Source organism: Candidatus Kuenenia stuttgartiensis (assembly GCF_900232105.1).
Taxonomy (GTDB): domain Bacteria; phylum Planctomycetota; class Brocadiia; order Brocadiales; family Brocadiaceae; genus Kuenenia; species Kuenenia stuttgartiensis_A.
Genome location: NZ_LT934425.1, coordinates 2,178,421 through 2,203,715 on the forward strand (window position 1 = coordinate 2,178,421; position 25,295 = coordinate 2,203,715).

Consider the following 25,295-nt stretch of genomic DNA (forward strand, 5'->3'; position numbering starts at 1 on the left):
AAGTGTTACATACCTTTATATTGTATGTTTGAAAATTGGACAGCATTTTTGGAAAAAATCATTTGCATTGTTGTCTCGGCCATCCGGAAGGTGGCAATGTGCCAGTGTATTTTTTAAAATACTGTGTAATTTTTTCGTGAGATTCATAGCCAGGTTCTTTTATATCTTCTGTCCGTGTCATTACAAGATAGTTATTTTTAAATTCTATTGATGTTGACCATGTGGTAGTATTGCCGTCTTCCGCATCTGTTCCCTCCCAAAAAGAACCGATAAGTCTACTACCGGAGATTTTATAAGTAATGGTATCGTCCACTTCGTAGCACTTTTTCTCATGGGTGTACCATTTTGCGGTATTACCATTAAACTGGAAAATTTCTTCATCAATCACATTGGTTTCTTTCCAGTCTTCCCGTTCTCCATCATCGATGTCATACCCTTCGACAATTTCTTTTTCCAACAACCATGTCCCTGACAACCCTGCTGATTCAGAAGAAGATGATTTGTTTTTTTCTTCACATCCGAATCCAAATAACAGGGTAAAAACAAATAACACAACAATTCCCCTATACTTTTTCATATTAGCCCCTTTCCCTGAATAGTACTTGTTAAGATTTATAAAAAACATATTACCTTATTTCTAAATTCGAAATAAATTCAAAATTTCAATTCTGCCCACCCTACCCTCGCCAGCAAAGGACATTCTCTCCCTCCGGAGGGGAATTGGGGCGCTTTGGAATTTGTTTCGTGCTTCATGCTTGTTTGGTTCTGGCTTGTCCAGCGTAAGAAGTTCAATATTTTTGTAGAGACGCATCGCATGCGTCTCTACATTAACATCAACAACAGAATAAAGTCGCTGCCAAAGGAATCCTAATTTATTTGGCGAATAGCGCTCTATGTATTTAATAGCCAAGTCACCCTACCGGGCAGGCAGGAACAATATAAAACGTGGGGGTTCAGGTTGCAAACCAATGTCATTTAAGCAACCAGCCGCAAAAGTCCCCCTTAGAAAAGGGGAATAAAGGGGGTTGTTTTCAATCAAATAACCTTAACTTAATGACATTGGTTTGCAAACCTGAACCCGCCATGTGCATTTTTAATCTGTACTACTATCCATCAAATCCTTGTTTTTCTGCTAGTTTTTCAAAATGTACAACCGTAAGGCATTGATTAAATGAGTGTTACGTAAAATTTCTAGCATTGGGTTTTTTGGTAACACTTTAGTTTTTTGAAAAATGTATTACCTATAAGCTCCGTAGGAGCAGCCTGTTTGTAGCAAAATAGAATATTATAACAGATCGCAGAGGCAGGTTTGAAACCTGTCTCTGCAATTAGGAGCGACCTGTCTCTTGTAAATCCATATTAAACAGGTCTACCTGAATACGGACAGGCCGCTCCTACGGAGCTATTTACTCTATTGAATTTTATTGTGCTACAAACAGACCGCCCCTAACGGGGCTACATGGTATTTTTTCTATACCGTGAATTTTTCAAAAAGCTAAAATGTTACGTTTTTTGTCATTTTGAATTTGTTTGCAGCCAAAGGCTGCGCCAATTAATCTGTGGTTACTCCTTCATGCTTCGTTGTTCGTTATAATCTCTTACACAGAAAGGTTAATATGATTTCGCCAGGTATCTGATCAAATCTGTGCTGGTAATTATTCCGATAAGGTTGCGGTCGTCATCGATGACGGGGAGTGAGTGAAATAGCCCATTACTCAGAATATGTGCAGCTTTTCTCATCGAGTCCCTGATATTAATAGTAACTAAGTTTTTCTGCATAACCTGCTCTATGGTATATTGTTGGTCAATTAATTCATCAAGTAATTTAGTATTCGTTTTTGCGGATGCGATGTTGAGTTTTAACATATCGGTAGCGCTGATAAGACCCACAAGTTTTCGATCATTTACCACAGGGACATGATGAATTTGGTTTTCTGCCATCATTTTACGTACAGTACTCAGTTTTTGATCTATGGATACGGTGTGTACATTTGCCGTTATGACATGAGAAATTGGGTCAAGATTTTTCATCGTAATTATTTATAAAGATTCACAAATTAAGTAAGAGAAAAATGGTTTGTAGGTGAAAAAATGCTTTTTTCTGATAACTAACCAGCACAGGCCGGAACTAAACAAAGATTACAACAGAACACGTATATTAAAAAATCGTCATAAGTTTACTACTATCAATTAACCATTGTAAGAAGGCAATTACAATGTGTTTATCTTATATAAAAAATCCGGGTAAGGCAAACAAATCATTTCGTGTAAATGATTTGAGACCAGTATCATTGAGACTTTGGCTCCCAAAGGGAGACGGAAAGTGTTTCTTTTTTAGACAATTGAAGTCAAAATACTTTCTATCCATATCCCGACACCTGTTCCATCGATACAGGACGTTACGATTATATTTAATTCCGGATTAATTGCCAATGCGTTTCGCTTTGCCTTTTCCATATCGAAATTAGTATACGCAAGAAGGTCCACCTTGTTTATCAGAAGGTGCCGGGCTACTCTGAAGAGGGCGGGATATTTAAGCGGTTTATCGTCACCCTCCGTCACACTCATTACCACCACCTTGATATCCTCGCCAAGGTCATATTCAGCAGGGCACACCATGTTTTGCTATCCTTTGAGTATCCAGGTCGGTTTGAATATCGCCCTCTATAACGGCTATATTCACCCTGTCTTTGAGAAGTTCTGCGATTTTTTCAACAATAGAGGTCTTTTCCGGAACCGGGCGAACTCATCAGATGTTTTGATCCCGGTCAAAAAAACAGATCTCTCTCCCCGTTTCTTATCCTTGCAAGCTTATCCTCTGTCTGCTTTTTTATAGAAGCGTTCTCTATTGCTTCCAGTGTCTTATTTATTATCTCCAGCCCTAAATGTCTGCTTTCCGGAGACGCGTTATCTTCCATATATTCCATAAGTGTAAGTATGCTATTAGGCCCGCAGAATTCCTGGATATCTCCCGGCCTTGCAAGTTCCATAAACACCGTGCCTGTCCTGCTCCTGCGGTAACAGGCGGTGCAAAAACTGGGCATGAAGCCCTCCTTCATGGCGCTCACGGTTATTTCTTCCAGACTCCTCTTGTCCGACAGCTCAAACTGTCCAGCCCCTTTTGGCCTTCCCTTCCCCAATCCGCCTGGCGTAGTGCTTGAGGCGGCGCTGGCCTGCGTAATCCCGATGCGGAATGCCGCCTCTCTGATCTCAGGACTTTCCCTTGTGGTTATTATCATGCCTGTATAAGGAACGGCGATCCGAAGGATTGCTATGAGCCTCAGAAAATCGCTGTCACTTACAGGTGAAGGGGGTCTCAAATTAACCGAATGGGCGGGCCTGAGCCTTGGTATGGATATGGTGTGCGGGCCGGTTCCGAACGTATCAAAAAGGTAAGCGGCATGGGATATCAGCCCCAGCACCTCATACCGCCAGTCATAGAGTCCGAAGAGTACGCCCATCCCTACGTCATCTATCCCGCCCTCAAAGGCTTTGTCCAGGGCATACAACTGTCTCCGGTAATCACTTTTAGGACCATGGTGGATTTTTTCGTAGGTAGGCCTGTGATAACTCTCCTGGAATAGCTGGTATGTTCCAATGCCTTTGTCCTTTAGCCTTCTGTAGTTTTCAGCCGTTGTTGCGGCGATGTTTACATTGACCCTTCTTATTTCACCCTTTTCATTCCTCACAGAATAGATGGCATCTATTGCATCAAGGATATAATCGACCGGATTATTTCCGATATCCTCTCCTGCCTCAAGAAGGACTCTCTTATGTCCCATTTCTATGAGGCAGCCCGTCTGTTCTCTTACCTCATCCATGGTAAGTTTTTTTCTCATTGCAGGGTTACCTGCACGAAAGCCGCAGTATAGGCAATCATTTACACAGTAATTGCTGATATAGAGGGGGGCGAAGAACACTAGTCTGCTGCCGTATACGGCATTTTTTATGTAACGGGCGGCGTCAAATATCTCCTCGGTTAACTCCAGATCGATGACGTTTATCAACATCGCCGCTTCTTCAGGGGTAAGCCCTTTCAGCTCCCTGCCCTTTTTTAAAACATCCGCCAGCATAGCCGTCGACGGTGAGGGGGTATTCGTGAGCAAGGATTGAAATCTATCTTCGTCTATAAATGTTTTTTGCATGATTCATAATCTCAAAACAATAACCAGTTCTTTAAGGCTCTTTCTTCATTTATCAATTAATTCCTACTGGTTTTAACTTTTATTTTCCATCTAAATTATTGGTATTTATTCCTTAAGCAACAAGTTTTTCTATATATCCCTCTCTTTTACTCCATACCATTGGTTCGATTCCATAAGCCTTGAGGGCGTTTGCCAATCATCTGTAACAAATCAGCTCTGTCATTTTGCCTGTTTAGCTTTTTAGATGACACAGCTAATCGGCAATAATCTTTTCAGTTCGCCTTTTCATCCTCTTTCCATTTGAGACAGAACCGACTGATTTAGAAATAGCGTATTCCAAAGTTTTGTTGTGTTAAGAATTAAATTGAGAAAACCTTTAGTGAGTATTTTTTCGTTTTCCCGAATTACAGTTAACTCATCTGAACAAACCGCATCAAAAGTTAGAACAGAAGATCTTCTTTTGAATTGAAAAATTGAAACGTTTCTTCGCGCAAAAATTATGTCTCCTTCATAACATAATTTTCCCGAACCTATATCTTCAGGGCTTCTGAAATTTTTAATAAACAGTTGTCCTGCATCTAAATCCTCTGGTCTTATAAATCTTTCACAACCAGATTTTGCAGGTGACAAAACTTCTTCATTGATTTCATCTGCAATGAAACCTATGGCTATTTCATTCCAATTTGATTTATCAGGTTCAATCATTTCCTGTTTCTATTCCAATTGAATTCAGTTTGTCAAACAAAACTTTCACGGACGTTTGATAATTTTTAATTCCTGTTCTTCCATAGCATTTCTAAATTCTTCATCCCAAACATCAGAGATGCGTTTGAAAAACAGTAATGGAAAAATTTATTGCTTAAAATCAGCCGCAGCAATCATTCCTCTCAGAATGTTGGCTGCCCCTGCCCCCAGAGATTGTCTTCAAGTTGTTTTTTAGTCATGTTTTTAAAGCCGTGTAAATAGTCGACAGGCTTACTCTTCTTTGTATCCAGATCATTCATTTGTCAATCTTTCAATAATCTTCAATCTGTATATGTAGCGCCGTGGTTGCCGATATGGTTATTTAAACGCCTCCGCCATCTTTTTCTCAAGCATCTTGTAGCTAAGTGTTTCTTTATAAAGTCCGTATTTTTCCCAAATCTCTTCTTTCCCGTGATACTTATTTGGGTATATCCTGTAGTCGCCCCTGTACTTCTCAGGCGTCAGATTAAACATAAGCGAATTTGCGCCTGAAGAGAGTCCGAGCCGTCTTCCTTCTTCATTTTCAATGGTTTCAAGGGCGGTAGTGACCGGTATCTTTGCCTTTGGCATCAGCAATCTTGAAACGGCCGTTACCTTAAGCGTCATTGCCGCACTACCCGCCGGATGCACAGCCATAGGAGTGGTGTCTGTGGGTATAAACGGGCCTGCGGTCACCATGTTTGCGCCAATGGATTTAATAGTTATTATATCATCCGCTATATCCTCAACCGTCTGTCCGGGCAGCCCGATGAGAAACCCTGTGGCAATAAAATATCCCATCTTCTTCATTTCCATGAGTAGCGCAATCCTATCATCGAATGACTGGCCGGGGTGAAGGGAATGATAGAGCGCCTTGTTTGAAGTTTCAAAACGAAACAGAACGCCGTTTGCCCCGGCATCTTTCATTTTTCTGTAACCTTCTGACGTTCGTTCCCCAACGCTCATAAATATAAAAACCTTACACTTCTCCTTTATTTTTCTGATGATCCCGGACAGTATCTCGTTGGTATAGGATAAGTCGTCGCCCGACTGGAGAACTATAAGTTTATATCCGCGGTGGTTTACGGCGTCATACACGGAATTTACTATTTCATCCGGCGTCATTCTGTAACGCCGGACATTTTTTGAGTCCCTTCTGAGTCCGCAGTATAGGCAGTTCCTGACGCAATAGTTTGAAAACTCTACTATGCCGTGTATGCAGAAAAAATCCCTTAGCCTTGCCTGTCTTATGGTATTTGCCTCTGAAAACATGGCGGTCATCTCCGCATCCTCGCTGGTGCTGAGAAGCCTTATTATCTCTTCGCGTTTAAGCTCTCTGGTGTGGCAAGCCTTGAGTATCTCCAGAAATGCGGCATCGAGCTTCGAAATATCTACATAACTTTTAGGCTCAAGGAGATCCAGTATTTCCCTCGCATCGTCTTCGCTTATTTTTTCCACCGCCGTATCAGAGGCGTAAAGAATCCAGTCACCGGCATGGACGTCAGTAAGCAATGCGATTATCGATCTTTCGCCTTTTGAATCACGAATAGTAATTCTTCTTGCAGGCAAATTATCGGGTGAATCTTCAACGAATAGTACTTTTGCAGGAATGGTAAGGCACATAACAAAACCTCTTTGTTTGCAACAGGTTAGATTTTTGAAAAAGTAGGGGCGAAGCATTTGCCCGTTTGGGTATGAACGCATTCATGATAATTTATAGCAAATGCTTCGCCCCTACACTTTACACTATGCGGAAAACATCGCTATTATTGGAATTTTTCAAAAAACTAAAATGTTACAAGAGTTCTTTTTTTTAACTCTCTTTCCAATCTATCAATTTACCAGACGGCGGAAGGGTTTTTTTTTGAATAAGCATCTGTAAAAGTTCATCAGGGTTGTCCGACCTCAGAATTAGCTGGCCATGTTCCGGTCTTGCGAAGCGTTCTCTGATAATATGGTCTATAAATTGCAGCAACAGATCGAAATATCCTTCTACGTTAAGTATGCCGATCGGTTTTGCGTGCAATTCCAACTGCGACCATGTGACAATCTCAAAAAATTCGTCCATCGTGCCACATCCGCCCGGCATAGCGATAAAGGCGTCGGATAACTGTACCATCAGCGTCTTTCTCTCGTGCATGCTGGCAACTTCGTGAAATTCCGTTACTTCGCGGCGAACAATTTCTCTGGAAAAAAGCGCCTTCGGTATTACCCCGATAACCTCTCCCTTTTCGCGCATAACGGTTTCCGCAATAACTCCCATGAGCCCGACACTGCCTCCTCCGTATACAAGCCCAATGCCGCGGGCGGTTAGTGCCTTTCCCAGTTTTTTTGCCGCATCCTTATATGCGGGACGTTGTCCGCTGTTTGACCCGCAAAATACGCAAATACGTTTTACGGGAATATTGTTTTCCATGTCCATTGAATTTCTGTTCATTGCAAAAAAGAGTTTTTATAACAATTTAGTATTTTGAAAATTTCCAACAAGTGTAAGGGCGAAGCATTTGCTATAAGTTGTTCAACTTCTTATCTTGTCTTTTACAATTTCTTTTTTCAAGCTTGTGATAGAACCAGTAGGATTCAAGTCTTTCGGGCATACTTCCTGGCAATTGAACACAGAATGACAGCGCCATACGCCGTTTTCACTGTTTACAATAGCCAGCCGTTCCTGCCGTGCTCCGTCCCGGCTGTCGGAAACAAATCTGTCAATATTGAGAAAAGACATTGGCCCCAGATAATCTTCGTGCATCGCTGTTATTGGACAGGAAGAGTGGCAGCATGCGCACAATATGCAGTCTATTAACCCATTCAGTTTTGATCTTTCATCCGTACTCTGTATTTGTTCCCCCTCAGAGGGCAATGGCCTTCCGGGCATGAGGTATGGTTTTATCTGCTCGTACTTTTCCCAAAAGGGTTTCATATCGACAAAGAGGTCTTTTTGTATTGCCATGTGGGCGAGGGGGCGAATGGTAACCGTCTTCGTATTCAGTTTGGAAATAAGAGTATTACAGGCAAGCCGGTATTTCCCGTTGATATGCATGGCGCATGAACCACAAACGGCGGCACGGCAGGACGACCGAAAGGCGAGAGAATCATCCCTATGCTGCTGAATGTAAACAAGCCCTTCCAGCACAGTGAGATCTTTTCTCGTAAACGGTATTTCATATTTTTGGAAATATGCTTCCTTATCGCTGGCCGGATTAAACCGGAAGATATTAAAGGAAATGGTATCGTTTGTCATTGTTCTAATAAGGTTTCTACAAACAAGTCCGGGTTGAATCTTTCAATATCGTCCGCCTGTTCTCCAAGCCCGATAAATTTAACAGGGATTTCTGTTTCATTGCACATGCCAAGCACTATGCCGCCTTTTGCCGTACCGTCCAGTTTTGCCAGAAATATTCCGGTGACGTCCACGGCCTCCCTGAACATCCTGGCCTGTGAAATAGCATTTTGTCCGGTAGTTGCGTCGAGCACCAGTAATACCTCATGCGGCGCATCGGGTATTTTTTTTTTAATAACCCTCTTTATTTTTATAAGTTCTTTCATAAGATTATCGTGGGTATGGAGACGTCCTGCGGTGTCTACGATTAAAACATCAACACCACGGGCGATGCTTGCTTCCATGGCGTCGTATGCGACAGCGGCGGGGTCAGAACCCGTTTGATGCTTTACAATATCTGCCCCGATGCGTTTGCACCAGATATCCAGTTGGTCTACTGCCGCTGCCCGGAAAGTATCGCCTGCGGCAAGCATTACCTTTTTGCCTTCCTTCATCAAAAAACTCGCGAGCTTCGCGATGGAGGTAGTTTTGCCCACCCCGTTAACGCCAACTACCATAATGACGGTAGGCCGTTTATCTGCGTATTGAATATCCGTCTGCCACGAATGCAAACCGTCCTTCAGGCGGTCTTTGATAAAATCATTTATTTGTGATGTTTCGGTAATTGCTTTCTCTTTCCATGCCTCGCGTATTTCTTCGATAAGTTTTTGTACCGGACGCACCCCTATATCCGCTCCAATGAGAATATCTTCCAATTCTTCAAGAGCTGATTCATCAATGCCTTGTCTGAATGATAAAAAATCTTTTAAACGCAGCCAAAACCGGCCCCGTGTCTTTTCGAGCCCTTTTTTTAACTTGCCCGGCACAGCAACAGGTTCTTTTTTGATAACGGGTTTTTCTTTTATTTCCTCAACAACCGGTATCTCTTCCGGAACAACAAGCTCTTCCGGTGGTGCTTTCTCCAGGACAGACATTTCAGGCGGGGCGAAAACCGGTTTCACCGGAGGCGCTTTTTCCACTACGGCTGTTTCAGCAGGAACGTGCTTTTCCACCACCGCTTTTTCCGCAAGCACAGGCACCTGATCAAAAGGTACCAGCCGTATCGTGCCTTCTTCTTCAATAACAACCTTTTTTCTCGGTTCAACGGTGTAGTTTATGATGCGGTACCAAAGGCTCTTTTTGGTCTTTTGAATGCCGTTTTTTACTTCAGTCTTTTGTGTTTTTCCCATATATTCCTGTCCTGTTTTTGTATTTTTGTATTTTCAAATGTTAAAAAAAAATCAATTATTGCGGCATCGCTGTTTCAACAGTTTCACAAGGTTCCCCGGTATAGAGATCTTTGCTATCGGAGTGTCAACCTTTCTTTTTCCGTGAAAGTCGGAACCGCCGGTTGCCACAAGGTCATATTTTTTTGCGAGTTTGAGGTATTTCTCCACGGTAGCTTTAGTATATGCAGGGTAGTACACTTCTATTCCCTGCAAACCATACCTTACAAGGTCCTCAATTAAATTATCCCGTTGTGTAAGTCCCGGATGGGCAAGCACCGGAGCCCCTTTCGCTTCTCTTATCAGCTCTATTGCCTCTTGTGGAGTTAAGGTTTTTTTGGGAACATATGCGGGCGCTTTATCACCAATGTATTTATAAAAGGCATCCACTAATGTGCTGGTATATCCGTTGCGCCAGATTACTTCTGCTAAATGCATACGTCCAGGTGAACCTTCCCCTGCAAGATCAAACACTTCAACCGGATTGATCTCTACCTGAAGCCCGTGCAGTTTTTCTATCATTTTGTAAATACGTTCAATTCTGTCCTCACGTGCCTTTTTCATTAATCCAATTAATGCATCATTATGAATATCAATAAAATAACCTAAAATATGTATTTCTGAAGGGTCCAGAAATGCAGAAATTTCTATGGCGGGAATAATTTGCAAATTCCCCCCTTTATTGTATTTGTCTGCCCTCAAAAATCCCTGAATAGTATCATGATCGGTGATGGCAATTGCGGATAAACCCAGTCGTATGGCTTCATCAACAACCTCTTCCGGCGTTGCAGTGCCATCGGAGAAATTTGTGTGTATATGTAAGTCGGAAATGCCAAAATCAGGGGCTTTTTCCTCTTGTATCGTGTCTTTCTGTTTTCCGTTTTTCAGCCAATTGTATACTTTATCTAAAATACCATTAACAAACATCCCGGAATCTTTATCGCCGAATTTTTTGGCAAGTTCTATTGCTTCATTAATAGAAACCTTTGGTGGGATGTCATCTCTATAGAGCAACTCATACACGCCAAGTCTCAGGATGTTCTTGTCAATGACGGCCATCCGGTGCAAATCCCAGTTTTCCGCGGAAAGTGAAATTCTTTCATCGATCTCTTTTACATGAGATCTGCAGCCCGTGACAAGCAACAGGGCAAACTTATATATATCAGGTTTTTCCGCATTCTGCCGGCAGAATTCATCTATTTCCGTTTCCGCTTTGTCTCCGAGTAAATCGAGCTGATACAACGCTTTAATGGCAAGCTCGCGGGCAATTGTTCTGTTGCGCATATAATACTTTCAGACCAAAATAAAAAAAATTAACATAATTAATGAAGAATAATGATGTGTCTCTGAGTTTGATGAATAAAGGGAAAATAAATAGTTGCACAAATGGGAACATGCGGGATTATTATCAATAATCGTCATGCGGCAGCATGAAAATATACTGTAAGGGCTTACAAACAGGGATTTCTATGTTTACTCATAACTTTTGTTTTAATAACTGGTTATAGCATTTGGGAAATATCCTTTTGTGAACTCCTTGAGTATGCAGTACTTTTTTTACATCGAGGCGTCTGGTGGGAGAAGTGTTGAAAAAGGGATAACGTATAATGTTTGCTACCGGTTTATATTTGATCAAAGAGATTCACCATTTCTATTGCCGATAAAGCGGCCTCTGTGCCTTTATTTCCTGTTTTCGCACCAGCACGGTCAATTGCTTGCTCTAACGTTTCTGTTGTAATAACTCCATAGATGACCGGTATTCCGGAGGACAAACCAATCTGCGTAATGCCTTTCGCTGATTCGCTGGCTACAAAATCAAAGTGGGGCGTTTCGCCGCGAATAATCGCTCCAAGGCAAATAACGGCATCATACTTTCCTCTTTGTATAACCTTTTGAGCGGTAATGGGAATCTCGTAAGCGCCGGGTACCCAAAAAACGCCAATATCCTCTTCTTTTACCCCATGCCTTACAAGACCATCAATCGCGCCTTCCAGTAAACGTTTTGTGATGAAACCGTTATATCGGCTCACGATAATCCCAAAGGTCCTGCCCGTACCGATTAATTTCCCCTGATATTCAACGCCCATAAATGATTCCTTCGGAATTCACTAAAAATATGAATAAGGTTGAGATAAAAGTAAAGACCAAAAATCGCTATTTTAAAGGTAGGATGTTAACATATACAAAAAAATCTTTCAAGGCTTTTCCTTTTTAATAAAGCAACCTATTGCACTTATTGAGGTGTTAATTGTTCCTTGTAATTTCTGAAATATCGATGTATTATGAAACTCTTTATTTTATTAGAAAACGAGTAGCATCGCAGAGAAATAATAAGGTTTTGTGTGGATATAAAAGAGGAAGAGTACGGGAAAATCGAAGACGCCAGGATGCCTTTAGGCTCACATTTGGAAGAGTTGCGGCGTAGAGTCTTTTATTCTATCATCGCAATTATTTTCTGTTTTATATTATGCTGGGTCTTTAAGCTGCACATTTTGGATATAGTAAAGCGGCCTCATGGCATTGCTATGCATAAGCTGGGACTTTCCACCGAATTGCAAGTGCTGAGTTATCAGGAAGGTTTTTACGCATACATGAAGCTGTGCTTCATCAGCGCCATTTTTTTAATGTATCCCCTTATCATTTATCAGGCATGGAGATTTGTCAGCGCGGGGCTGTATGCGAAGGAAAAAAGGTACATTCTCGTTTTCTTCCCGGTTTCATACATTGCTTTCGTTATGGGCGGGCTTTTCGGATATTATTTATTAATCCCCTTTGGCTTGCAATTTTTAATAAGCATCCTTGGCCCCGGCATTCAACCCATCATTACGATGCAACAATATGTGTCGTTTGTTTTCCTGCTGACGGTCGCGCTTGGGCTGGTATTTCAACTACCTCTTGTAATGCTGCTTTTGTCAAAGATAGGATTCGTATCTGCAGATAACTTTATTAAGTGGAGAAAATATTCAATACTTGTTATTTTCATTATTGCTGCCATAGTAACACCGCCAGACCCTTTTACCCAGACAATGACAGCCGCCCCAATGATCCTGTTGTATGAATTAGGGATACTCGTGGCAAAACCAACAAAAAAGGGGTTTATTTTACTTGGTATGGTTGTTGGGCTTGGTATTGTCGCCCTCGCGGCAGCATATTTTTATTTTACACATACACGAGGAATGATAGACCTTTCCCGCGTCTATGGGAATATGCAATTACAAAAGGCCGAAGATCATAAGTGGAAAAAGGTATCCTCTGTTGACCGCTTCCATAGCGGCGTTGTTCTCAAAACCGGCGACGGAGAGAAGTCTTCATTTTCGACTAAAAATGGGATTGGCGTAAACATGGATTCGAATACCGAAATGTACTTTATTGATCCATGGAAAATTAACCTCCAAAAAGGGCAAATATTTCTCTCCCTTGCAAACTTGAAAAAAAATCTGGAGATTCTTACCCTAAATGGAAAGATTGTGGCAGATAACGGAATTTTTAATGTCCGGATAACGGAGTACGCCACTATTGTTACTGCGGTAAAGGGAGAAGCCACATTAATGCTGGAAGGTGAAACAAAAAAATTGCTTGAGGGCAGACAGCGCAAAATGGCTGCCGGGGGAGAACCCGTGGATATTCATTCCATAATTGATTGGTCTGAAGGCATCATAACGGATGTACAGGGCAAAGAATAAAACAGCGGAACTCCTCAATAAGTATAACTATTCAGCGTAAACATTACACGACTCCCTGCGGGTTCAGGTTACAAACCAATGTCATTAAGTTAAGAATTATTGTAACACTTTGGTTTAAAAAAAAACGTATTACCGATAAGCTCCGTAGGAGCAACCTGTTTGTAGTAGATAGAATACCATAACAGATATTAGCTCCGTCAGGAGCGGCCTGTCTTCCTGTCAATCATATACAGGCCGCTCCTACGGAGCTATTTACCTGTTGAATTTTATTGTGCTACAAACAGACCGCCCCTAAAGGGGCTACATTGTTTTTTATATCCCCTTGAATTTTTCAAATAACTAAGGTGTTAAGAATTATTTTATTAAAAACAACCCCCTTTTCCCCCTTTATTAACTGGGGATGACCCATATTTTTTGCTGGACACCGTGTTAACCGTATGTTACACTGTGTACATGCATAGAGTAGGAGGTCGAATATTTTCAGATGATGTAATAAAGCGTTTATCAGAAACTATCCAAAAGGAACCGTGCCTATCGCGTCGTAAACTGTCGCGTCTGGTATGCGAATGGATGGACTGGCGGAATCAAGCGGGCCGTTTGCAAGAGATGAGTTGTCGCAAGGCGTTGTTGGAATTGGATCGTCGTAAAGAGATCAATCTTCCAAAGGTGAACAGGCATTATGCATTTCAAAAAGTCAATAAACCTGCGGAGGCGCCTCCGATTGCGGAAGTGTCATGCGAGCTAGCGGAGTTGGGTGACGTAGAGATTATACGGGTTACAACGAGAATCCATTCGAAACTTTGGCGTAGCATGTTAGAAGCGCATCATTATCTTGGAAGTGGGCCCCTATGCGGGGCGCAACTTCGGTATCTTGTACGCAGTGAATATTACGGATGGATAGGAGGGCTAAGTTATAGTGCCTGTGCCAGACGGGTGGAAAGTCGCGACGAGTGGATAGGATGGACGGAGGAAGCACGTAAGCGGAATCATACGTTTGTTATCAATAACAGTCGGTATTTAATAGCGCCTACGGTAAGAGTAAAATGTTTGGCATCGCATGTATTGGCAAAATGCCAAACACGTTTGGTAGATGATTGGGAAAGAGTGTATAAATATCGTCCTGTACTTTTAGAAACCTATGTGGAACGAGGACGGTTTTCCGGAAGCTGTTATCTGGCAGCTAACTGGAAGTATGTAGGAGGCACGGAAGGTCGAGGACGAAAAGGAACAGGTGCAACGGTCAAAGACGTTTATGTTATGCCGTTGCAAAAGAAATGGCAGGCGGTGTTGTGTTGTTGTGCCGATGGCAAAGTACATGTTCGCCAAAGAGTGGCACAAAAAGAGCCTCGGGATTGGATAGAAGCGGAACTTGGAGGAACAAAATTGGGCGATGCACGATTGACCTCAAGACTTTTAGAAATGACAGGTATGTTTTATGACAAACCTTTGGCAAACATTCCGCAGGCGTGCGGCTCAGTCAGTGCGACTAAGGCTGCATACCGATTCCTTGACAATGAGAATGTAGATTGGAAGGCGATATTGCAAGCTCATTATGAGGCCACGGAAGAGCGTGTGAAGGAGAATAGTTTGGTTTTGGTAGCGCAAGATACTACGACTCTGAATTATAGCACACATCCGAATACGCAGGGGTTAGGGCCGATAGGTACTAAGAGTAAAAAAGTTCGTGGACTGATGGTGCATGATACGATGGCGTTTACTGAAAGTGGCACACCCTTGGGACTTCTGAATGTGCAATGCTGGGCGCGGGACGGAATAGGCAGCAAACATAAACGACACAAGAAGCCTATCGAAGAGAAGGAAAGCTGGAAATGGGTGGAGAGTTACCATGCAGTATCGCAAGTACAGAAACGCTGTCGAAACAAATCTTTGCTGGTGGTTGTGGCAGATCGTGAGGCCGATATTCACGAGGTATTCGCTGAGCAGTATAATACGCCTGATGGCGCTCAGTTGCTGATCCGTGCAGAACGTTCGCGCAATAGAAAGGTTGTTGATGATAAAGAATCATGCGAGTTTTTGTGGACTAAACTGGAACAGCAACCGGCGATGCCTGTTACGCTACGCCCACCTATGCTAAAAAAGAATATGCCTGCGGTCAGGGTGTGGGCGGTGCTGGCGCAGGAAGTCAATCCGCCTATCGGAATTGATGGGTTAGAATGGATGCTGTTAACCACAGTTGCGGTTAAGCAAGAAAAAGATGCTTACGAACGTTTGGAATGGTATGCTCGCCGATGGGGTATTGAGTGTTATCATCGTATTATCAAGAGCGGTTGTCGTGTCGAGGCCCGGCAGTTGGAGAGTGCTCGTCGTCTATGCAACGCTTTGGCCATTGATATGATTATAGCTTGGCGTATCCATTACCTGACTACTTTAGGACAAGAAACACCTGATGTCCCTTGTACTGTCTACTTCAGCGATTCTGAATGGAAAGCATTGACAACTTTTGCGAACAAGGTCAAGGAGCCTCCTGATTTACCTCCAAGCCTCAATGATGCCGTGCGGCTTTTAGGTAAACTTGGCGGTCATCTGGGTCGCCGTGGTGATGGCCATCCCGGAAGTGAAGTACTTTGGCGAGGCATGTCACGTTTGGCTGATATTGAAGTTGCTTACGAACTTTACACCACTTAGCCTTCAGCTCAATTGGCCGTACAACTACGGTGCTCTTGAAATTTGTGGGTAAAGATTAGCTTTATTAAGGGGGACTTTTCTGGCAGGTTGCTTAACTTAATGACATTGGGTTACAAACCGGAACCCGCGAATGTAGTTTCCCGTGCCATTACGTTCCCAAACAGACACTTCACTATGTTCAGTACAAGGTTTGAGAACGAGTTGTGCTTCGGTAGTTTAATAGATTACGCTGAATAGTTACCAATAAGTTGAGGTAAACAACCCCCTTGCTTCCTTATTAATGGGAAATGCTGTACAGTTGGCAGTCGGCAAATTACAGACGGCAGTCTGTAGAAATTATTATAAAAACCACAGCTTATTGAGAAGTTACAAAACAATTTTTATGCCGTTTTCGTATAGGTAAACATTGAAGTTCGTTGAAAGGGATTAAAATGTATAAATCAGTAAAACTGCACAAATGCCAGGCAGCATATATTGCTGTACTATTTTCTTCCATACTGTTTTTTCAAAACCTTGCCGTAGCGGCATGGTCGACCAGTCCTCTTGAGAATACGGCAATTTGTACTGCCAAGGGACAACAAAGCGCAATCCAGGCGATAGGTGACGGCGTAGGCGGCGCTATTATAGTATGGGAAGATACCCGTAATGTTCACTTTGATATTTTTGCACAGCGAATTGATGCAAAGGGAAATGTGCTGTGGCAGAAAAATGGCGTGCCTGTGTGCCTGGCAGAAGAAAACCAGAGGCAGCCGAAAATTATCAGCGACGGAGCAGGCGGCGTTATTATTACATGGCACGATTTGCGCCGCGGGATTAGTGACAGTGATATTTATGCGCAAAGGATTGATGCAAGCGGAAGTCCCCTGTGGAAAGTGGATGGGATAACGGTATGTGATGAAATTAATGAGCAAGACAGCCCGTGCATCGTTACGGACGGAGCAGGCGGCGCTATTATCATATGGCAGGATACCAGGACAAATTATGATGATTTGTATGCACAGAGAATCAATCACAATGGAGAGGTATTGTGGAAAGAGAATGGCGTTCCTGTTTGTCTGGTATATGGGTCCCAAAGCGCGCCCGTTGCCGTAGAAGATGGCCACGGTGGCGCTGTTATCGTGTGGCAGGATTTCAGAAAAACATTCGCCGATCTCTATGCCCAGCGAATCGATAGCAGCGGCAGTATTTTGTGGGACAAAGCAGGCGTTACCGTATGCGGTGCGCGGGGACACGAGAGCTATCCCGTTATCACTGGCAACGGCGCGGAAGGCGCAATCATTGCCTGGATGGATATGCGAAATGACAATACCGATATTTTTGCACAACAATTGGATGGAAATGGCGACATCATATGGGAGACGGACGGCATTCCCATTTCAATCGCACAGGAAAAACAGGATTATCCGGTGATTGCAACGGATGGAGCAGGGGGCGCGATTATTGCATGGTGGGATTTACGCAGCGGAAAATATGATATTTACGCTCAACGCGTTGACCTTGAAGGAAATTCCTTGTGGAAGGACGACGGATTGCCTGTATGTATTGAAGCCGGCATTCAGAATTATGTAGCAATCGCCGGGGATGGCGCAGGCGGCGCTATTTTATCCTGGAACGATAATCGATCTTCATCATTTGATATCTATGCACAAAGAATTGATTCCGGCGGCAATTCCCTTTGGAACAATAACGGTACGCTGGTGAGCGCTGCAGAGGATACACAATGTTATTCAGCTATTGTGGGTGACGGAAATGGCGGCGCAATTATTGTGTGGCAAGACGAACGTAATACGGATAAGAGTTATTGGGATATCTATGTCCAGAAAATTAACGCGGCAGGATTATTGGGGACTCAATAACTTTTTGGCAAATTGTGGTAGTTGGTAGTTGTGGAATTGTCCCGGTAAAAAATTTGAAGATTTCCATTTTTTGAAAAAGTAGGGGGAGAAGCATTTGTCAGTTCGGGCACGAACTCATTTATGACAATTTATAGCAAATGCTTCACCCCTATACTGTGAAACTACCAGCCAACAGCCTTTTGCCCATTGTATCTGCCAAACATATCCTGCAATTTGTAAAAAATATCCTTTATGGCAGCCATATTATTCATGGCATACAGGTTCCATGAATATTGGAATTGTTCTATAGGCCGTAAAAAATCTTCGGCGTCTTCTTCCGCTACCTTGTTTACCGCCGCGTGCTCCAGCCTTAAAGTAGGAATGCGCTCCTCATTTTTACTAATAAGTTCAGCGGGGATGATACCATTCCATTCTCTGGAAAAACCTTCTACGATATAGGCCTCCCCATATTTATCAAACAATTGATACCATACATGCGCAAAGGCGGTCAGATTATTCTTATCTATTACCCATCCCCATACGATTTCCCCGTCAATCTCTAATTTTTCCAATTGTGAAAAGAAGAGAAATACAGAGTCCTCGCAATCGCCTTGTTTCCGTTGTGCGGTTTCTATGGGTGTTTGCCAATAATCTGTTTTTGGGGGGTCGGCGTGATATTCCAAAGCAAATGCTATTTCTTTGTACGCTTCGTATATTTGTTCTCCATTAACAAATGTATTCGCGCACCATTCCCGGTAAAGCAAACTTTCCGGCAGGATGCAATCTTTGTTTTCACCATTCAAGGGAAATGTATTTATCTGCCACGTATCATGTACAGGTTTATACCCTTTTCCCTCTAAAAACAAATCCGCATACGAAATATCAGCAAATACCCCTGCGCAAAAAGAAGTCGCTATCACTAGGGAAGCAATCATTGAACCGATGAAATACTTCATACTATTCACCTCCTCATATACAATTTTGGAGAATGCACACAGCCCTTTAATTTCTACTTTAACGAAAGTGTTTAAAAATTATTCCTTTAGCCATCGTGCGGCATCTTTTGCCCAGTAGGTAAGAATAATGTCCGCACCCGCCCGTTTGATTGCGGTGAGTATTTCAAGCGCAACACGTTTTTCGTCAATCCATCCTTTTTCTGCCGCAGCCTTAACAATGGAAAATTCTCCGCTGACATTATATGCTGCGATAGGATAATTAAAGTTTTCTTTCAGATTGCGGATAATATCCAAATAGGCCAGCGCTGGTTTTACCATAACGATGTCCGCTCCTTCCTCAATGTCCAAAGAAACCTCCCGCAACGCTTCCACCGCATTGTGCGAGTCCATCTGATACGATGAGCGGTCTCCCATTTCCGGAGTAGATTCTGCCGCCTCCCGGAAAGGGCCGTAAAATCCTGAAGCATATTTTGCGGAGTATGCCATAATCGGTATCTGGCGGAACCCTTCCCGGTCAAGCGCTTCTCTTATCGTGCCGATGCGGCCATCCATCATATCGCTAGGCGCTATGATATCCGCCCCCGCATTTGCGTGTGAAACCGCCTCTTTTGCCAGGAGTTCCAGTGTCTTATCATTGTCGATCTCAAAGTGTCCTGTATGTTCATCCGCCTTGAGGAATCCACAGTGTCCATGGCTAGTGTACTCGCACATGCAAACATCCGTAAGTACCAGTATATCTCTTGCCTCTTTTTTTATTGCCGTAATTGCTTTCTGTATGATGCCGGCATCAGAATATGCGTCAGAGCCCAGTTCGTCTTTCACTTCAGGGATGCCAAAGAGGATTATGCCGGGAATCCCTATTGCTTCCAATTCCTTTACCTCTTCCGTAAGAATATCGACAGACATCTGGTAGTTACCGGGCATAGAGGGTATCGGTTGTTTAATGCCCTTGCCCGGCCTTACAAAAAGCGGCATAATTAAATCATCCACAGAGAGATGCGTTTCCCGCACCAGCCTTCTTATATTTTCATTCTGACGTAATCTTCGCAATCTTTGTTTCGGGAAGCTCATTTTTTCGTTCCTTATAAATTTTTTGTAAAAGTATAAAAATATTATAGTAAATACCATCATAAAAAAAAATTAAAAAGTTACTCATTCACCGCATGTTAGTTTACAGGAATTTTAGATTTTAGATTAATTCAAAATCCATAATTTAAAATTTTATCACGCCAAATTACCGCTAAATTTCTAAAATCAGTCTGACCTGGATATTTGCGCGGCGCCCGGAACTGTCGCCAAACGTGATAGGAATTCTTTGATGAGGCAAGAGCACGCGAGCCAGAATTAAAACATGAGCCATGTCTTCCGTTGCAAAGAACGCAAGAAAGGGGTTCTGAACGTACGGTAGTGTTGACCCTGTCAGGATTGTTTTGCCATGACCCCATGAACGGTTACAAAAAACGGGGTGCGCGGGAGAACGGCGAATTTCTTACAAAAGCAACCCCTGTGACCCGGGATTTACTGAAATTCTGAATAGAAATGCTATCTGCCAAGTTCAGAGGCCGCATTTTCATCTAAGAACCAGTGTAATTCGCCATGCACGGGTTTTACCATTTGTGCCGGCAAGGGCGCTGGCGCCGATTCTTCCAGAATAATTTTTTTTACTGCAGCGGCCTTGTTTTTCCCTGTTATCAGAAAAATAATGCAATGGGCGTTATTAATTACCGGCAAGGTTAGCGTAATTCGTTCCGGAGGTGGTTTGGGGGCGTCAAATACAGGGGCTACCCAGCGGTTTTTTTCTTTCAGAAGGGGATGGTTTGGGAATAGCGAAGCGGTATGCCCGTCCTCTCCCATGCCAAGCAATAAAAGGTCAAAACGGGGCAACTCTTCGCCTTTTATATGAAAAACCTCCTGCAGTTTTAATTGATACAGGGCTGCCATTTCTGTCGGTCCCACAGAGGTATTGGGCGTATAAATCCTGGAAGACGGAATATCAACATGATTGAAAAGATGCTTACAGGCTAAATAATAGTTGCTTTCCGGATTAACCTGTGGTACACAGCGTTCATCCGCCCAGAAAACATGCCAGGCTTTCCAGTTGATTTCAGAAAAGACCGGTTCTGAGGTCAATGCGGGAAACAGCAATTCGGGCATAGAGCCTCCGGACAAAGCCACAAGAAAGCGATTTCGTTCAGAGACCGCTTTTTTTGCACATTGGACGATATACCCGGCCATTATTTTTATAAGATCTGTGGCAGGTAAGATATGGTAATTCATGTTCAGTTGTGAAATAGTTATCGTTTAGGGTTAAATACAGGGGTTCCACTTGCGGTCATCAGCCTTTATAAATTCATCTGCCTTGCTGGGACCACAAGTCCCCAATTCATAAAACGCCAAAGGAGGGGCATATTCGCTTTCCCATCCCTGGATGATTGGGTCTATTATTTTCCATGCCAATTCAATCTCATCACTCCTTGTAAAAAGGGAGGCATCCCCCTGTAAAGCATCGAGAATAAGCCTTTCATATGCATCGGGCAGGATGTTTTCACCAAAATCCTGTTCGTACAGGAAGTCCATGCTTACCGTGCGGGTTTTCATCCCGGCGCCAGGCAACTTCGTTTCAAAGCCCAAACGCATTCCTTCATTTGGCTGCAGGCATAACACTAATTTATTTGGAGGCAATTGTTCTTCGGGCGGTAAAGGAAACATTAAATGGGGCACATGCCGGAATTGAATTGAAATTTCAGTGACCTTGCTGTTAAGCGCCTTACCGGAACGCAGATAAAAAGGCACGTTTCGCCAACGCCAATTATCAATAAACAGTTTTAAAACAGCAAAGGTTGCCGTTTCCGTCCCCCGCACGACGCCCTTTTCATCCCGATATGTCCGGTATTGTGCGCGAACGGTATATTTAGCTACCTCTTCCGGCTTAATGGGGCGAACCGCTTTAAGTACTTTTACCTTTTCGTCACGCAGAGAGGTGGCGTTAAACCCAGCCGGCGGCTCCATTGCGGTGAGTGTAAGCAACTGCAGCAGATGATTCTGAAACATGTCGCGCAATATGCCTGCAGTATCGTAATATCCCGCCCTGTTCCCCAGCCCCACCTCTTCCGATACGGTAATTTGGACGTGGTCTATATAGTTTCGGCTCCAGAGCGGTTCGAAGATTGCGTTGCCAAAACGAAATACCAATAAATTTTGCACGGTTTCCTTGCCAAGGTAATGGTCAATGCGATACACCTGGCTTTCATCAAAGACCTGATGTACATGGTTGTTCAAATCAATGGCGGAAGCAAGATCTCTCCCGAATGGTTTTTCAATAATGATACGGCGCCAATATTCATCCGATTGTTGCGCCATTCCAGCCTCGCCCAGCTTGCTCACTATTACAGGGTAAAGGATTGGTGGCGTAGAAAGATAAAAAAGGCAATTGGCGCCTATGTCCTGTTTTTTACCTAAATCAACCAAAAGCCTGTTTAAGGTTTTGTAATCTTCCAGATTGTCGTAATCCGCCCGGTGGTAAATTAATTTTTTCTCAAATTTAGACCACTTGCAAATTCGGTCTTTACTGTGGCGGGAGTAAATTTCAATGCTTTCCGCTAGTTTTTTGCGAAAACCTTCGCTATCCATTTCAGTGCGGGCTACACCAACAACCGCAAGCTTCTCAGGCAACAGCCCGTCACAATCCAGCCGAAAGAGGGAAGGGATCAATTTCCGCTCGGTTAAATCGCCTGAAGCGCCAAAAATTACAATTGTTGCTGGGTTGGGGATTTTTCTTAAAACATCTTTGTTCAATTTACAGGCGTCAACAGACGCAATAGGTTTTTTTCCCATTTGTTATTTTTCCTTCCAGTTTGCATGAAACACGCCGGATGTATCAATACGCTCAAATGTGTGGGCGCCAAAATAGTCGCGTTGCGCCTGTATAAGATTTGCGGGTAAAAACCCGGAACGATACGCATCGAAGTAGGCAAGTGAAGCGCTCAGTGCCGCTGCCGGTATGCCCAGTTCAAATGCGGTTTTTACGGCGAAACGCCATGAAGCCTGCCTGCTTTGTACGGCATGTTTAAATCCGGCGTCCAATAATAAATTCGGCAAATCGGAGCGGCTCCGGTATGCGCGTGTTATATCATCAAGCAGCTTTGCGCGAATAATGCATCCGGCGCGCCAAATACTGGCAATTTCTCCTAAATCCATATTGTACCCATATTCCTCCGAAGCCCTTTTCAGAAGATTCATACCTTGGGCATAGGAGCAAATTTTGGATGCATAAAGGGCATCCCTAACCGCAGCGATGATTTTTCCCCTCTCATCGGCATAGTTATTTTTTGGGCCGGAAAGGATTTTAGACGCCTCCTGGCGTTCTTTTTTCATGGAAGAAAGAATACGCGCATCCACTGCCGCAGTAATTGTGGGAACGGGCGCCCCTATATCAATCGCATTCTGGCTTGTCCATTTTCCAGTGCCCTTCTGTCCGGCTTTATCCAGGATCATTTCCAACAGAGGGCGCCCGGTTTTGTCGTCTGATTTAGTAAAAATAAACGCCGTAATTTCAATAAGGAACGAAGAAAGCTCTCCATTATTCCATTCAGTGAAAATTTCATGAAATTCTTCCGGGGCAGGATTTATGGTTGATTTCAGCAAGGCATAGCTTTCCGCTATAAGCTGCATATCGGCGTATTCTATGCCATTGTGCACCATTTTAACGTAATGACCAGCACCGCCATGCCCAATATACGCAACGCAGGGCAGCCCATCTTCCGGAGCCTTTGCCGCAATTGCGGACATCAATGGCTCAATCAGGGCGTATGCCTCTTTTGTACCACCTGGCATAAGGCTGGGCCCGAAACGCGCCCCTTCTTCTCCGCCGGAAACACCCATTCCAATATAGCGAAGTTTATTTGACTCCAGCTCCTTTGTCCTTCTTTCCGTATCGGAGAAATACGAATTTCCCCCATCGATAATGATATCCCCTTCATCCAGCCATGGTTTTAATTCGGCAATAACGGCATCAACCGCTCCGCCTGCTTTCACCATAATTTGGATTATGCGTGGACGCTCAAGACTTGCAACGAATTCTTTTGGTGAATACGTCGCGGTAATCTTCTTGTTTTTTGCCTCGCCCGACATAAATTCATGAGTCCTCTCCGCAGTACGGTTGTAAACTGAAACGCTAAAACCGTGATCCGCAACGTTAAGAACCAGATTTTGCCCCATTACTGCGAGGCCAATAAGACCAAAGCTGTTTTTCTGCATGATAACCTCCACTTATGCCACTTTGTGGCATTACTCAGAAGAAAACTCCAAATTTCAAAAAAGTGTAACTATTCAGCGCAATCTATTAAACTACCGAAATCGGTATTCCGGCGCGGGTTCAGGTTGCGAACCTGGACCCGCCATGAGTCGTGTAATGTTTAAGCTGAGAAACCAAAAACGCAACCATTTGTAACAATTATCGGATTTCATTATTTATAGTTTATAAACTGCATTGCAAAGTCATTGTCCAGGTCTTTAAGTTCCTTCATAACCATCTGGAGATCGTCAATCTTTTGCCCTGAAACACGTACCTGATCTTCTTGTATTTTTGCCTGAACCTTGAGTTTTAAATTTTTTATAACTTTAACGATCTCCTTTGCATTGTCAGTGGGTATTCCCGTTTGCAATGTAATCGTCTGCCGTTTCGTTCCCCCAACGGCATCTTCCGTTTTGCCAAAGGTGAGTGCCTTTAGCGGGATATTTCTTTTCGCCATTTTTTCCTTTAAAATTTCCGTCAGTGCTGACAATTTATAATCATCCTCGGCAAACAGTATAATGGTGTCATCTTTATTTAATGTAATCGAGGACTTGCTTCCTTTGAAATCATATCTTACGGCTATTTGTTTTTGCGCCTGGTCGATAGCGTTTTTTATCTCATGCATTTCGACCTTGCATACTATGTCAAATGAATGCGTTTCAGCCATAATTATCTCTCCTTACATTACATGATATAATAATCATAAATTTTAACATTTGTAACACTTTGGTTTTTTTTGAAAAAACCGTCTTTTCGTGAACCCCATGCTTCAGCATGGGGTTCACGAAAAGACAATTAATACCCCAATTGTCTTATTTCCTCTTCCGAAAATCCGACGTAATGGGCGACTTCGTGACGGACTACTTTTTTAATCCTTTGTTTAATCTCTTCTTCCGAACGGCAGACAGATTCTATATTTTTCTGGAAAAGAGTAATCTTTTCCGGTAATGTGCCCGAATGCCAGACACTTTTTTTGTTCAGGGGAATACCCTGAAAAACTCCGAGAAGCATCCTGTTTGGCTTTAACTGCAGTTTTTCAAGTATATAGGTACTGGGTCTGTCTTCCACAACGATAGAAACATTTTCCAGGCGGGTTTTTATGTTTTGCGGCAATTCCTTTATTGCATCCAGCGCCAGTTGTTCGAAATGTGTTAAGCCCTTGTCGTGCGGCTTTTCATTTACTACCTTGCCAAAAAAATATTCTTCCGCATCGACTATTTTATATTTGATAATAAACACCTTGCCAACAAAAAAGAGCAGTCCGCCCACCATAGATAATACAACCCATATATTCCAGCCATGCATCATCATAACACTGCCCAATGCCCCCAAAAGCGAAGCAATGGCAAAGAACCCAAGCAATGCAGAGAACCCTCTGGTATCCGTCTCGCATACTTCATCAAATACCAACGGAGATATCTGCTTACTGCAGCGAGAGCATTGTAGTGTGCTGCCTTTACAAAATTCTT

21 protein-coding genes and 1 pseudogene are annotated in these 25,295 nt (G+C 43.1%); 3 read left to right on the forward strand and 19 right to left on the reverse strand.

The genetic code is table 11. The features are described from left to right. Positions 1–58 precede the first annotated feature (58 nt). The 12 genes and pseudogenes from KSMBR1_RS10010 to ribH form a co-directional block, all read right to left on the reverse strand. Entirely contained in the window at positions 59–577 is a 519-nt protein-coding gene (locus KSMBR1_RS10010; RefSeq protein WP_157820513.1) for a lipocalin-like domain-containing protein, read from the reverse strand. 1,034 nt (positions 578–1,611) lie between these two features. Then, entirely contained in the window at positions 1,612–2,031 is a 420-nt protein-coding gene (locus KSMBR1_RS10015; RefSeq protein ID WP_099325207.1) for a CBS domain-containing protein, read from the reverse strand. A gap of 303 nt (positions 2,032–2,334) precedes the next feature. Continuing rightward, positions 2,335–2,619 carry a GTP-binding protein gene (locus tag KSMBR1_RS10020; RefSeq protein WP_099325208.1) on the reverse strand — a complete coding sequence of 95 codons (285 nt, stop codon included), beginning with the start codon at positions 2,617–2,619 and terminating at the stop codon, positions 2,335–2,337. A 149-nt stretch (positions 2,620–2,768) separates the two neighbouring features. Further along, positions 2,769–4,145: a [FeFe] hydrogenase H-cluster radical SAM maturase HydG gene (gene hydG, locus KSMBR1_RS10025; RefSeq protein ID WP_099325209.1), complete on the reverse strand. Its 1,377-nt coding sequence runs from the start codon at positions 4,143–4,145 to the stop codon at positions 2,769–2,771. Positions 4,146–4,430: 285 nt separating this feature from the next. Continuing rightward, positions 4,431–4,850 carry a restriction endonuclease subunit S domain-containing protein gene (locus KSMBR1_RS10030; RefSeq protein WP_099325210.1) on the reverse strand — a complete coding sequence of 140 codons (420 nt, stop codon included), beginning with the start codon at positions 4,848–4,850 and terminating at the stop codon, positions 4,431–4,433. Positions 4,851–4,925: 75 nt separating this feature from the next. Next, positions 4,926–5,027 (reverse strand): annotated as a pseudogene (locus KSMBR1_RS23885) (type I restriction-modification system subunit M N-terminal domain-containing protein); the annotation flags it as partial. A 180-nt stretch (positions 5,028–5,207) separates the two neighbouring features. Next, positions 5,208–6,491 carry a [FeFe] hydrogenase H-cluster radical SAM maturase HydE gene (gene hydE, locus KSMBR1_RS10035; protein WP_164994332.1) on the reverse strand — a complete coding sequence of 428 codons (1,284 nt, stop codon included), beginning with the start codon at positions 6,489–6,491 and terminating at the stop codon, positions 5,208–5,210. A gap of 190 nt (positions 6,492–6,681) precedes the next feature. Next, the gene (locus KSMBR1_RS10040) at positions 6,682–7,305 is read right to left on the reverse strand and encodes an LOG family protein (RefSeq protein ID WP_230405716.1); all 624 of its coding nucleotides are present in this window, start codon (positions 7,303–7,305) and stop codon (positions 6,682–6,684) included. A gap of 81 nt (positions 7,306–7,386) precedes the next feature. After that, positions 7,387–8,109, reverse strand: a complete 723-nt coding sequence (locus KSMBR1_RS10045; protein ID WP_099325213.1) for a succinate dehydrogenase/fumarate reductase iron-sulfur subunit — start codon at positions 8,107–8,109, stop codon at positions 7,387–7,389. Next, a complete protein-coding gene (ftsY, locus tag KSMBR1_RS10050; RefSeq protein ID WP_157820514.1) occupies positions 8,106–9,377 on the reverse strand; it encodes a signal recognition particle-docking protein FtsY in 1,272 nt (423 codons plus the stop codon). Before ftsY ends, KSMBR1_RS10045 begins: the two co-directional genes overlap by 4 nt. A gap of 51 nt (positions 9,378–9,428) precedes the next feature. Continuing rightward, on the reverse strand, positions 9,429–10,697 hold the full coding sequence (gene nusB / locus KSMBR1_RS10055; RefSeq protein WP_099325214.1) for a transcription antitermination factor NusB: 1,269 nt from the start codon (positions 10,695–10,697) through the stop codon (positions 9,429–9,431). Positions 10,698–11,035: 338 nt separating this feature from the next. Next, complete coding sequence (gene ribH / locus KSMBR1_RS10060; RefSeq protein WP_099325215.1) at positions 11,036–11,500, reverse strand: 6,7-dimethyl-8-ribityllumazine synthase; 465 nt, start codon at positions 11,498–11,500, stop codon at positions 11,036–11,038. Positions 11,501–11,755: 255 nt separating this feature from the next. On the opposite strand from ribH, the gene tatC reads away from it, so the two are divergent. The 3 genes from tatC (at position 11,756) to KSMBR1_RS10075 (ending at position 17,598) form a co-directional block, all read left to right on the forward strand. Beyond that, complete coding sequence (gene tatC, locus KSMBR1_RS10065; RefSeq protein WP_099325216.1) at positions 11,756–13,096, forward strand: twin-arginine translocase subunit TatC; 1,341 nt, start codon at positions 11,756–11,758, stop codon at positions 13,094–13,096. Positions 13,097–13,549: 453 nt separating this feature from the next. Continuing rightward, complete coding sequence (locus tag KSMBR1_RS10070) at positions 13,550–15,742, forward strand: IS4 family transposase (RefSeq protein ID WP_099325217.1); 2,193 nt, start codon at positions 13,550–13,552, stop codon at positions 15,740–15,742. A gap of 431 nt (positions 15,743–16,173) precedes the next feature. Further along, on the forward strand, positions 16,174–17,598 hold the full coding sequence (locus tag KSMBR1_RS10075) for a TolB-like translocation protein (RefSeq protein ID WP_099325218.1): 1,425 nt from the start codon (positions 16,174–16,176) through the stop codon (positions 17,596–17,598). A 161-nt stretch (positions 17,599–17,759) separates the two neighbouring features. On the opposite strand, the gene KSMBR1_RS10080 is transcribed toward KSMBR1_RS10075, so the two are convergent. From KSMBR1_RS10080 to KSMBR1_RS10110, 7 genes are all read right to left on the reverse strand, one after another. Next, positions 17,760–18,533 carry a hypothetical protein gene (locus KSMBR1_RS10080; protein ID WP_099325219.1) on the reverse strand — a complete coding sequence of 258 codons (774 nt, stop codon included), beginning with the start codon at positions 18,531–18,533 and terminating at the stop codon, positions 17,760–17,762. 78 nt (positions 18,534–18,611) lie between these two features. Beyond that, positions 18,612–19,604, reverse strand: a complete 993-nt coding sequence (gene hemB, locus KSMBR1_RS10085; protein ID WP_099327032.1) for a porphobilinogen synthase — start codon at positions 19,602–19,604, stop codon at positions 18,612–18,614. A 471-nt stretch (positions 19,605–20,075) separates the two neighbouring features. Next, the gene (pgl, locus tag KSMBR1_RS10090; protein WP_099325220.1) at positions 20,076–20,810 is read right to left on the reverse strand and encodes a 6-phosphogluconolactonase; all 735 of its coding nucleotides are present in this window, start codon (positions 20,808–20,810) and stop codon (positions 20,076–20,078) included. A 30-nt stretch (positions 20,811–20,840) separates the two neighbouring features. Beyond that, complete coding sequence (gene zwf / locus KSMBR1_RS10095) at positions 20,841–22,367, reverse strand: glucose-6-phosphate dehydrogenase (protein ID WP_099325221.1); 1,527 nt, start codon at positions 22,365–22,367, stop codon at positions 20,841–20,843. Positions 22,368–22,370: 3 nt separating this feature from the next. Continuing rightward, positions 22,371–23,789 (reverse strand): NADP-dependent phosphogluconate dehydrogenase, encoded by a 1,419-nt coding sequence (gndA, locus tag KSMBR1_RS10100; protein ID WP_099325222.1) that lies wholly within the window; start codon positions 23,787–23,789, stop codon positions 22,371–22,373. A 209-nt stretch (positions 23,790–23,998) separates the two neighbouring features. Then, entirely contained in the window at positions 23,999–24,493 is a 495-nt protein-coding gene (locus KSMBR1_RS10105; RefSeq protein WP_099325223.1) for a YajQ family cyclic di-GMP-binding protein, read from the reverse strand. 128 nt (positions 24,494–24,621) lie between these two features. Next, positions 24,622–25,236, reverse strand: coding sequence for a metallopeptidase family protein (locus KSMBR1_RS10110; RefSeq protein WP_230408064.1), 615 nt, complete (start codon positions 25,234–25,236; stop codon positions 24,622–24,624). Between the last annotated feature and the right edge of the window lie 59 nt (positions 25,237–25,295).